We start from the raw sequence: 9,948 nt of genomic DNA, 5'->3' as shown, positions 1-9,948 counted from the left end.
GAGGAGTATAGAATCTTTCATGGAAAAGCTTTTTGGAGGATCAGTGATGGTTCTTATGAGTATTGGATTTATATGGTTTGGAATTAAACTTGATAAAGAATCTTATGAACAACATTGTAGTAATTCATTTTTATTTAATTTATTTGATCCATTTTCACTAGTATTGTCAATAAGTTATATTCTTTGTAAAGTATTCATGATAGGTTTAGGAGTGCTTTTATTATATTTAACTTTTTCTGGTAAAATCGACCTTGAATAATACAAAACCTTTCAAAGTATTCGTGAAGTATAAGTTTAAATAAGACCTTATTTTATTGAAAAAACGTGAAAGTGAAATGCTATAAAGAGAAAATATTACTATTTTTAGAGACAAAAAACAGTAGCATTTTATTACTAGTAAAAGAGTTGAGGTACAATATACTAGCTATTGGCAACATCCTGTTTTAAGTATGAAGTTATTTTTATAGTGGTATATCTTTTATGAAAAGCGGATAAATTTTTTGTGGAAAAACAGACCGAACCGTCCAGTTTTGTAATTTAACTTACTAGATGAAAGAAGCATTGTCTGTTAATGCGAGATCTTTGGAGAAGATGTTTGATGGGAAGTAATTAAATTGGATAAAAAAAGAGACACCATATCAGGTAGTAGGTTGATATGGTGTCTCTTTTTTTATGACCCCGGAGAGGCTCGAACTCACGACCTCCACCCTGTCAAGGTGGCGCTCTCCCTGCTGAGCTACGGGATCTTCAAAAATGCTTATGTAATAGCATCTTTAATCATTATGCTAAAGCAATTATATATAATTAACTGAAATTTTACAATATTTTTATAGTAAGTTTTTAAAGAGGGAGCATGCGCAAGTATATTAGTAGTGAATAAAGGGAGAATTAATAAGGAGAGAACTGAATAGAAAGTAGGTTTTGAATGTAGCGGTTATATTATTTTCGATATTTATCTAAAGGATTTTCGTCACTTAGATCAACAAGTAAAGGACATAAGAATAGCAAAGGTAAAGCGGCGTTAGCATGATGAAAGGTATCATTAGACATATATTGCCGTCCGAAACAATACGGACAATCTTTTTCAAATGTCGTGAGTATCGACCAAACCTCTTTTACTTTCCACTTCGTTTTACAATACGTACAACGCGCCATGGAGTTCCTCCTCATTTCAAGGTGTTTTCTAATATATTCCACTTAATTGTACTAAAGTCAAGTGTAGTTGGTGTGATAAAATGTAAGTTGTTTTATTTTTTTATATGGATGTATTACGCAATTTATGATCAAATGAATGTAGTTTGAGAATTATATAATAAGAGATTTTCATTTTCAGTATGCGATTTGGCCAATATATCCTTTTTACAATTTTCAAGAAATCATGTATAAATGAAGTACAAGATATTTATAAATATTCAGGAGTAGAGGGAGAATTATTGTAATGGTAAGAAAAACGTTCAAGATGCGCGTGTCTAGAAATAGAACGATTTCAATTAATGGATCGATTCTTGATGTGGATGTGACACATGATGAGTTTTTGCAAGAGTTTGTAGAGTGGGTTGATTCTAAAGGTTGGTCGTTTATGGGTATGACGGATGAGATTACAGCCGAGGAAGCTGGGCAAAAGTTAATAGATTCGTTGATTGATGAGAAGGATAAGAAAGAGTAATTCCTTCTTATTTTTTGTTGTATATTTATGTTCCTCATCGTAAAAGTGTGATATAGTAAAAAATAGTGAATATCCTTCCAATTTAATACAAATTACATATAGATTGGTAGAGTTATTTTATAGAATGTGAAAGTAAAGTGAAAAGGGAGAGTCATATGGTAAATTTTAAGAAAATTTCGGTTTTTATTATGGTTATTTGTTTATTTTTTTTGACACCTATGACGTTATATGCTGAGACGAATATTGGAGTAAATCCGGAGCAAGTGGCACCGCCGCCTGCGGAAGGGCCGAATGTTTTTAGTCAGTTTGCGACTACGATTGATGCGAAAACAGGAGATGTGTTGTACGACAAAAATGCACATCATCGTGCGTTTCCTGCTAGTATAACGAAAGTGTTAACGGCGATTTTACTGATGGAACATACGAAGCCAGAGGATCAATTTACGTTTTCACAATTAGCATTAGATCAAGAGAAGAGCAATTATCAAATTGAGTTTCAACCTGGTGAAACTATTAATAGAAATACTGCACTTATGATTTTAATGGTGCTGAGTGCGAATGATGTGTCGTATGCGATTGCGGAGCGTATTGGAGGAAGTGTTGAAAATTTCGCTAATATGATGAATGAAAAGGCGAAACAATTAGGGGCGAAAGATAGCCATTTTGTAACGCCAAATGGATTGCATGATCCAAATCATTATACGACGCCATATGATATGGCCATGATTACAAGAGGGGTGCAGAAGTATCCTGAGATTTTACAAGCGATGAATACGAAAAGGACGACGGTTACGACGTCTAGCCAGACGGTTTCTATTTTTAATAAGTCTACTTATTTTGAAAATCCATATAGTATTGGTGGTAAGACGGGTTTTACGAATGAAGCGCGCAATACGCTCGTTTTATTAAATGAGAAAGATGGAAATCGTATTATAAATGTAGTAATGGCTTCTCAAAGACCTGAAATTTATGAAGATTTAAAGCAGATGGCGGAATATTCTTTTGGTCAATTTGTGAAGCAAACGGTACTAGATAAACATAGTTGGCATCAAAAGACAACGTATTTAAATAAAGATATTGATAGTGAACTTGAAAAAAGTGTAGAACTTATGCTTAAGAAAGATGAAGGAAAGAATGTGAGAACGGCTTTCCGGGCGGCTTCATTAGATAAAGATTCGTTGTATCATAAAGGAATCCACCGTGGTGAGGTAGTTGGTGCAGTGGATATCACGAAGAATAATCAAACAATTGCGACGATAAATGTTCTTTCAAAAGAAGATGTTACTTTTACGATGCCTAAAAAAGATACAGTTGAACCTGAAGTAAAGGAATCGAATGTGAAAGTGATAAGTGTTGGAATAGGTGCGATTGTATTATTTGGAGCGATTTTATATGTAGTGCTGCGCCGAAATAACCAAGGGATGAAATCAGAAGAAAAATAAAATGGCTAGTGTGGAGACTGTGATGAGATTTTGTCACGGTCTTTTTTTGCGTTAATACACCCCTTATTAATAACTAATAATTGTAAATTTTCTTATTGCATTCCTCTAATGTTCGTTATATTATTTAGTTGTGTTCTCGTTAAAGAACTAAGGTGGGTATTGCATACTTCAAATAATATAAAACAACGGAGAGGGAGAGAGACGATGAAATTAATTTGGAAGGTGATTAGCAACGTTATCTCATTTGTTTTATTTGCAGTAATGGTTTGTTTAGCTTTTGTAGTTATTTCTTCAAAAGCTAGTGGTGGGGACCCGACAGTGATGGGCTATCAATTTAAGAGCGTTCTTTCAGGGTCGATGGAACCGACATTTTTAACAGGATCAATCATTGCGATCGAGCCAACGAAAGATGGTTCTAAATATCAAAAAGGTGATGTTATTACGTTTAAAGAGAAAGATAACAAAATTGTCACTCATCGTATTATCGGTGTGAAAGATATAAACGGAAAAGTAATGTATGAAACAAAAGGGGATAACAACAACGGACCAGATTTAGCACCAGTACTTGCAGAGAATGTAATCGGAAAATATGCAGATATTACAGTTCCATACCTTGGTTATGGACTGAATTATGCGAGTTCAAAAGCGGGAGCAGCATTACTTCTTATTATTCCAGGAGTCCTTTTACTTGGCTATTCCGCGATTTCTATTTTTGGCGCTATTCGTAGCATCGACGGAGAAAAGAAAGATAAAAAAGTAGAACAATCCGTCTAGTTATCTTAGTTATAATTTCCTACTAGGAAATTAACAAATATATATTATGGGGGATTTGGACATGACTTTAAAGAAAAAATTAGGGATGGGTATCGCATCGGCAGTACTAGGAGCAGCATTAGTTGGTGGAGGAACATTTGCATTCTTTAGCGATAAAGAAGTGTCAAATAATACATTTGCGTCTGGTACGCTTGATTTATCATTAAATCCATCAACAGTTGTTAACGTATCGAATTTAAAACCTGGTGATACAATTGAAAAAGAATTTAAACTAGAAAATAAAGGTTCTTTAGATATTAAGAAGGTTCTATTAAAAACAGACTATAGTGTAGAAGATACGAAGAAAGATAATAAAGAAGATTTTGGCCAACATATTAAAGTAACATTCTTAAAAAATGTAGATAAGCATGAGACGATTGTGAAAGAAACTACATTAGATAAATTGAAGGGTGATACACTTACAGCAGTAAATAATGATTTAGCTGCTTGGTTCTGGGATGAAAAAGGTATTTCTGCAGGTAAATCTGATAAATTCAAAGTGAAATTTGAATTCGTTGATAATAAAAAAGACCAAAATGAATTCCAAGGCGACAAGTTACAATTAACTTGGACGTTTGATGCACAACAAGGCGATGGTGAAACGAAATAATAATGACAACAAAAAGAGACTATCAAAGGTAGTCTCTTTTTGTGTTAAAAGAGAAATGTAAAAAGAAACATAATTTGTATTTCATTTTGTAATTCACTTTATTATAATAAAGATATAGTTCTTGATAAAGAACGAGTTGTTCGATAGGAGAGATTAAGATGCTGAAGGCACCTCGCAAATTCAAAAAGATGCTTATATTGCCATGTTTGTGCTCTATTACTTTTTATTTAGGTTCTCAAATGATGACTTATACAGAGGCGGCTTTTGTTCATGAGACGAAAGTGCAGGCTACTATTTCTACAGCAAGTATTTTTCCAAAAACAGTTGATCAGTTAACAGAGCAAGCTAAGCAACATAAGGACGTTATTTTGCATGAGTATGAAGAGATGAAATCAAAATTAACTTTCACTTCCACTCAAGAGTTAGAGCAGGTGCTTGCTACGTGGAAACAAGGACGTGAGAAAATTGTTGCGGAGAGGGAACTGTTACAAAAAGTATATGTATCAATAGAAAATCCGTATAACAAAGTGAAAGAAGAGTTAAAGGAAAATAAAAGTGAATCCACTAAGCAAGTATTCTCTTATGTGAATGCTGGTTTTCATATAGTGAAAGAAAACTGTGAGTATGTTGATAAAGAGGTTAATTTACAGGTAATTGATAAACAAATTCAAGCTTTTGAGAAATTATTAGTAGATGAAACAACAAAGCAAAAGAACCTTGAAGAGAGTAAGAAACAGGAAGAAGCGAAAAAGCTAGAAGAGAGTAAGAAACAAGAAGAAGCGAAAAAGCTAGAAGAGAGTAAGAAGCAAGAAGAAGCGAAAAAGCTAGAAGAGAGTAAGAAACAAGAAGAAGCGAAAAAGCTAGAAGAGAGTAAGAAGCAAGAAGAAGAGAAAAAACTAGAAGAGAGTAAGAAGCAAGAAGAAGCGAAAAAGCTAGAGGAAAGTAAGAAGCAAGAAGAAGCGAAAAAGTTAGAAGAGAGCAAGAAACAAGAAGAACAGAAGAAATAGGAATAGCAAGTAAAATACAGCAGCATTTCGGAAGGTATAAATACAATCATAAGACAAATAGATGAGAGAGCCCTACTACTCATCTATTTGCTTTGTTTTTTTGAAGGTATAAGGGCCAAAAAATTCAACGAATGCGAAGAAGTTAGTTGGCCGCACACTATTTGGTGAAGGTTAATAATCAGTGGGGATGGACAAAAAACACTGATTAAAGTTTCACTTTATTTCTCAATACTTTTCTGAAAAAAAGAAAAATTGTTGATAAATAAAAATAATCAAAAAATATATTGTGTTTATATAGTTTCGTTCGTTATAATGAACTTAAGGTTTTTAAAAAGAACAAATATTAGCTAAGCTAATATAGTTTTAGTTACACCTCTTATTTTGAAATAAGAGATAAAAATACAAAAAACAGCTAGGGGGAATTGATTGTGAGTCTGAAAAAGAAATTAGGTATGGGAGTTGCATCAGCGGCATTGGGGTTATCTTTAATTGGTGGAGGAACATTTGCATTCTTTAGCGATAAAGAAGTATCAAACAATACATTTGCAGCTGGGACGTTAGATCTTACATTAAACCCTAAAACGCTTGTAGATATTAAAGATTTAAAACCAGGGGATTCTGTTAAGAAAGAGTTCTTATTAAAGAACGATGGGACGTTAGATATTAAAGAGATTAAACTAGCGACAAAGTATGATGTAACGGATGCTAAAGGCGATAACGCGGGAGAAGATTTTGCTAAGCACATTAATGTGAAATTCATTTGGAATTGGGATAAGGGAAGTCAGCCTGTATATGAAACAACATTAGCAGACTTAAAAGATGAAAGTCCAGATGTAGTAGCGAAAGAAATCTTTGCTCCTGAGTGGTCAGAAAACGGTGGTTTAGCAGCTGGTGATCAAGATTACTTATGGGTGGAATTTGAGTTCGTAGAGAATGACAAGGATCAAAATAAATTCCAAGGTGATTCATTAAACTTAGAATGGACATTTAATGCTAAGCAAAAAGATGGCGAAGAAAGATAATAAATCAAAAGCGGGTATCCCCCGCTTTTTTTTATAAAGAAAAAGAAGTGCCGATTTTAAGCACTCCTTACTATGTATTATTGTTGATTTTTCTTCCATTGTGTAAATTCGAGAAATTCACGAAACTGTTCTTTTGAGACACCAGAGCTCATCGCATCTTTAACAAGCTGGGTCCATTCGGAGTCTAGATGACTTTCCGTTGTTGTTTCATCGTGAAGTAAAGTATCAACTGGAATTTGTAGAACAGCTGCAATTTTTTCAAGAAACTGGATGGAAGGGTTTTTTTGTAAATTTCGTTCTATAGAACTAATGTAAGATTTAGCAACACCAGCTTTTTCGGCGAGTTCTGTTAGTGAAATGCCTTTTTGTAAACGAAGGCGTTTTATACGTTCTCCTATCATATTTGCGCACCTTTCTATCAATATGTAGTCGTCTTATGATGTGATTATTATAACATAAAATTCGTTAAAAAGAACGAGGCTATTGAGCCTGGCTCGTATGCTTCATACGTTGAAAAAAGTGTTCAATATCTTGCAGGGCAATGCCAGCATCTAGAGCCTCAAGTATTAAATCAATCCATTCTTGATCTAGTGAGTCAGCCTTATCTTTGTACAAGTGTAATTCCTCCCTAATTATTGGTCATAATTGCTGCTACATAGTAGACGATAATTAACCGACTTTTATATTTTATGTGTCAAATTATCGAATATTGTGTAGGTGAAACAAAGATAAAATCCCCATTAAATTCCCTCTATGGAAAGTATAAGGTTTCTGTCAAAACTTTTCAATATTTTCTGAAAACATTGTTGAATTATGATATATTCGTATACTAACTAAGAAATTTTTACAAATATATTAAAAAAATTACATAACATGACTAAATATTGAAAAAATACTGAATTTTTAATAAAATACAATGTGTAATACATATTTTTTTATTAGGGGAGGAAATAAGGGATGAAAAAGAAACCGTTTAAAGTGTTATCATCAATCGCTTTGACAGCTGTTCTAGGCTTGTCACTTGGTGCTGGAAGTCAGCCTACATATGCTGAAACGCCGGAGAACAAGACAGCTACAAGCCCAGTTGATGATCACTTAATCCCAGAAGAGAGATTAGCAAATGCGCTAAAAAAACGTGGGGTAATTGATGCATCTGCTTCAGAGACAGAAACAAAGAATGCTGTCGAAAAGTATGTAGAGAACAAAAAGGGTGAAAATCCTGGGAAAGAAGCGGCAAATGGGGACCAACTTACGAAAGATGCATCTGACTTTTTAAAGAAAGTGAAAGATGCGAAAGCAGAAACGAAAGAAAAATTAGACCAACCTGCGACAGGTACACCTGCAGCGGCAGGCCCAGTTAAAGGCGGGCTAAATGGTAAAGTACCAACTTCACAAGCAAAACAAAAAGAGTATAACGGTGAAGTTCGTAAAGATAAAGTACTCGTTTTACTTGTAGAGTATGCTGATTTCAAACATAACAATATTGATAAAGAACCTGGTTACATGTATTCCAACGATTTTAATAAAGAACATTATGAAAAAATGTTATTTGGTAACGAGCCGTTTACGTTAGATGACGGAAGTAAGATTGAAACGTTTAAACAATATTATGAAGAACAATCTGGTGGTAGTTACACTGTGGATGGAACAGTTACAAAATGGTTAACAGTTCCTGGTAAAGCAGCTGATTATGGTGCAGATGCTGCAGGCGGCGGCCATGACAATAAAGGCCCAAAAGGACCACGTGATCTAGTAAAAGATGCATTAAAAGCAGCAGTAGATAGCGGTATTGATTTATCAGAGTTTGATCAATTTGACCAATATGATGTAAATGAAGATGGAAATAAAAATCAACCTGATGGTTTAATCGATCACTTAATGATTATTCATGCGGGTGTTGGACAAGAAGCTGGCGGCGGTAAATTAGGTGATGATGCAATTTGGTCACATCGCTGGACAGTTGGACCAAAACCATTCCCAATTGAAGGAACAAAGTCGAAAGTTCCATATTGGGGCGGAAAGATGGCTGCGTATGATTACACAATTGAACCAGAAGATGGTGCAGTTGGTGTATTCGCACATGAATATGGTCATGATTTAGGTCTTCCGGATGAGTATGATACACAATATAGCGGTCAGGGTGAGCCGATTGAAGCTTGGTCTATTATGAGTGGCGGAAGCTGGGCTGGTAAAATCGCAGGCACAACGCCAACAAGTTTTTCACCGCAAAATAAAGAGTTTTTCCAAAAAACAATCGGTGGTAACTGGGCAAATATCGTAGAAGTAGATTACGAGAAATTAAATAAAGGTATCGGTCTAGCAACATATTTAGACCAAAGTGTTACGAAATCTGACCGACCAGGTATGATTCGTGTTAACTTACCAGATAAAGATGTAAAAACGATTGCACCAGCATTCGGTAAACAATATTATTACAGCACAAAAGGTGATGACCTTCACACAAAAATGGAGACACCGCTGTTCGATTTAACGAATGCAACGAATGCGAAATTCGATTTCAAGTCATTATATGAGATTGAAGCAGGTTACGATTTCCTTGAAGTACACGCTGTAACAGAAGACGGTAAACAAACGTTAATTGAACGTCTTGGTGAGAAAGAAAATAGTGGAAATGCAGATACGACAAATGGAAAATGGATTGACAAATCATACGATTTAAGTCAGTTCAAAGGTAAGAAAGTGAAATTAACATTTGATTACATTACTGATGGTGGTCTAGCATTAAACGGATTCGCTCTTGATAATGCTTCATTAACAGTAGATGGTAAAGTTGTATTCTCAGATGATGCAGAAGGTACACCACAATTAAAATTAGATGGTTTCGTTGTATCTAATGGAACAGAGAAGAAAAAACATAACTACTATGTAGAGTGGAGAAACTATGCTGGTGCAGATAAAGCATTGAAATTTGCTCGTGGTCCAGAATATAACACAGGTATGGTTGTATGGTATGCGGATTCAGCTTACACAGATAACTGGGTTGGTGTACATCCAGGACACGGTTTCCTTGGTGTAGTTGATTCTCATCCAGAAGCGATTGTAGGAACTTTAAATGGTAAACCGACAGTTAAGAGTAGTACACGATTCCAAATCGCTGATGCGGCGTTCTCATTCGACAAAACGCCAGCTTGGAAAGTTGTATCTCCAACGCGTGGAACGTTTACGTATAATGGCTTAGCGGGTGTACCGAAGTTTGATGATTCTAAAACGTATATTAATCAACAGATTCCAGATGCAGGACGTATTTTACCGAAGCTTGGTCTGAAGTTTGAAGTAGTAGGACAAGCTGATGATAATTCTGCAGGTGCTGTTCGTTTATATCGTTAATACAGTAAAACTACCGAGAGATTTTCTTTCGGTAGTTTTT

General features: G+C 34.9%; 11 protein-coding genes and 1 tRNA gene. 8 read left to right on the top strand and 4 right to left on the bottom strand.

The window, feature by feature from the left end:
* Nucleotides 1-259 (top strand): hypothetical protein (locus tag CDB3_RS17940; protein WP_256869873.1); only part of this gene is annotated, 259 nt, incomplete at its 5' end.
* Between the two features lie 414 nt (nucleotides 260-673).
* Here the strand turns inward: CDB3_RS17940 and CDB3_RS17935 are convergent.
* Together CDB3_RS17935 and CDB3_RS17930 are read right to left on the bottom strand one after the other, a co-directional pair.
* A tRNA-Val gene (locus CDB3_RS17935) sits at nucleotides 674-746 on the bottom strand.
* Between the two features lie 193 nt (nucleotides 747-939).
* Nucleotides 940-1,155, bottom strand: a complete 216-nt coding sequence (locus CDB3_RS17930) for a hypothetical protein (RefSeq protein WP_128855427.1) — start codon at nucleotides 1,153-1,155, stop codon at nucleotides 940-942.
* A 283-nt stretch (nucleotides 1,156-1,438) separates the two neighbouring features.
* Between CDB3_RS17930 and CDB3_RS17925 the strand changes: the two genes are divergently transcribed.
* The 6 genes from CDB3_RS17925 to calY all read left to right on the top strand — a co-directional run bounded on the left by CDB3_RS17925 (nucleotide 1,439) and on the right by calY (nucleotide 6,560).
* Nucleotides 1,439-1,666, top strand: a complete 228-nt coding sequence (locus tag CDB3_RS17925) for a hypothetical protein (RefSeq protein ID WP_000251863.1) — start codon at nucleotides 1,439-1,441, stop codon at nucleotides 1,664-1,666.
* A 155-nt stretch (nucleotides 1,667-1,821) separates the two neighbouring features.
* Entirely contained in the window at nucleotides 1,822-3,108 is a 1,287-nt protein-coding gene (locus tag CDB3_RS17920; RefSeq protein ID WP_097830127.1) for a D-alanyl-D-alanine carboxypeptidase family protein, read from the top strand.
* A gap of 204 nt (nucleotides 3,109-3,312) precedes the next feature.
* On the top strand, nucleotides 3,313-3,882 hold the full coding sequence (gene sipW, locus CDB3_RS17915; RefSeq protein WP_128855426.1) for a signal peptidase I SipW: 570 nt from the start codon (nucleotides 3,313-3,315) through the stop codon (nucleotides 3,880-3,882).
* Nucleotides 3,883-3,943: 61 nt separating this feature from the next.
* A complete protein-coding gene (locus CDB3_RS17910) occupies nucleotides 3,944-4,531 on the top strand; it encodes a CalY family protein (protein WP_128855425.1) in 588 nt (195 codons plus the stop codon).
* Between the two features lie 158 nt (nucleotides 4,532-4,689).
* Nucleotides 4,690-5,538, top strand: a complete 849-nt coding sequence (locus CDB3_RS17905; protein ID WP_128855424.1) for a DUF4047 domain-containing protein — start codon at nucleotides 4,690-4,692, stop codon at nucleotides 5,536-5,538.
* 428 nt (nucleotides 5,539-5,966) lie between these two features.
* Nucleotides 5,967-6,560 carry a biofilm matrix protein CalY gene (gene calY / locus CDB3_RS17900; RefSeq protein WP_128855423.1) on the top strand — a complete coding sequence of 198 codons (594 nt, stop codon included), beginning with the start codon at nucleotides 5,967-5,969 and terminating at the stop codon, nucleotides 6,558-6,560.
* Nucleotides 6,561-6,637: 77 nt separating this feature from the next.
* On the opposite strand, the gene CDB3_RS17895 is transcribed toward calY, so the two are convergent.
* Together CDB3_RS17895 and CDB3_RS17890 are read right to left on the bottom strand one after the other, a co-directional pair.
* Nucleotides 6,638-6,961, bottom strand: a complete 324-nt coding sequence (locus CDB3_RS17895; protein ID WP_002011473.1) for a helix-turn-helix domain-containing protein — start codon at nucleotides 6,959-6,961, stop codon at nucleotides 6,638-6,640.
* Between the two features lie 79 nt (nucleotides 6,962-7,040).
* A complete protein-coding gene (locus CDB3_RS17890; protein WP_002011474.1) occupies nucleotides 7,041-7,175 on the bottom strand; it encodes an anti-repressor SinI family protein in 135 nt (44 codons plus the stop codon).
* A gap of 342 nt (nucleotides 7,176-7,517) precedes the next feature.
* On the opposite strand from CDB3_RS17890, the gene inhA1 reads away from it, so the two are divergent.
* Entirely contained in the window at nucleotides 7,518-9,908 is a 2,391-nt protein-coding gene (inhA1, locus tag CDB3_RS17885; RefSeq protein ID WP_128855422.1) for a M6 family metalloprotease immune inhibitor InhA1, read from the top strand.
* Nucleotides 9,909-9,948: the final 40 nt, after the last annotated feature.

The sequence above is a fragment of the Bacillus sp. CDB3 genome, from assembly GCF_002081505.1.
In the GTDB taxonomy this organism is placed as follows: Bacteria; Bacillota; Bacilli; order Bacillales; family Bacillaceae_G; genus Bacillus_A; species Bacillus_A cereus_AT.
This window is presented reverse-complemented; position numbering and strand designations above follow the sequence as displayed.

Bases quoted from the DNA above. Each gene is read 5' to 3' on its own strand.
- CDB3_RS17905 (WP_128855424.1), top strand. From the start codon at position 4,690: ATGCTGAAGGCACCTCGCAAATTCAAAAAGATGCTTATATTGCCATGT.
- inhA1 (WP_128855422.1), top strand. From the start codon at position 7,518: ATGAAAAAGAAACCGTTTAAAGTGTTATCATCAATCGCTTTGACAGCT.
- CDB3_RS17895 (WP_002011473.1), bottom strand. From the start codon at position 6,961: ATGATAGGAGAACGTATAAAACGCCTTCGTTTACAAAAAGGCATTTCA.
- CDB3_RS17910 (WP_128855425.1), top strand. From the start codon at position 3,944: ATGACTTTAAAGAAAAAATTAGGGATGGGTATCGCATCGGCAGTACTA.
- CDB3_RS17920 (WP_097830127.1), top strand. From the start codon at position 1,822: ATGGTAAATTTTAAGAAAATTTCGGTTTTTATTATGGTTATTTGTTTA.
- CDB3_RS17925 (WP_000251863.1), top strand. From the start codon at position 1,439: ATGGTAAGAAAAACGTTCAAGATGCGCGTGTCTAGAAATAGAACGATT.
- CDB3_RS17930 (WP_128855427.1), bottom strand. From the start codon at position 1,155: ATGGCGCGTTGTACGTATTGTAAAACGAAGTGGAAAGTAAAAGAGGTT.
- sipW (WP_128855426.1), top strand. From the start codon at position 3,313: ATGAAATTAATTTGGAAGGTGATTAGCAACGTTATCTCATTTGTTTTA.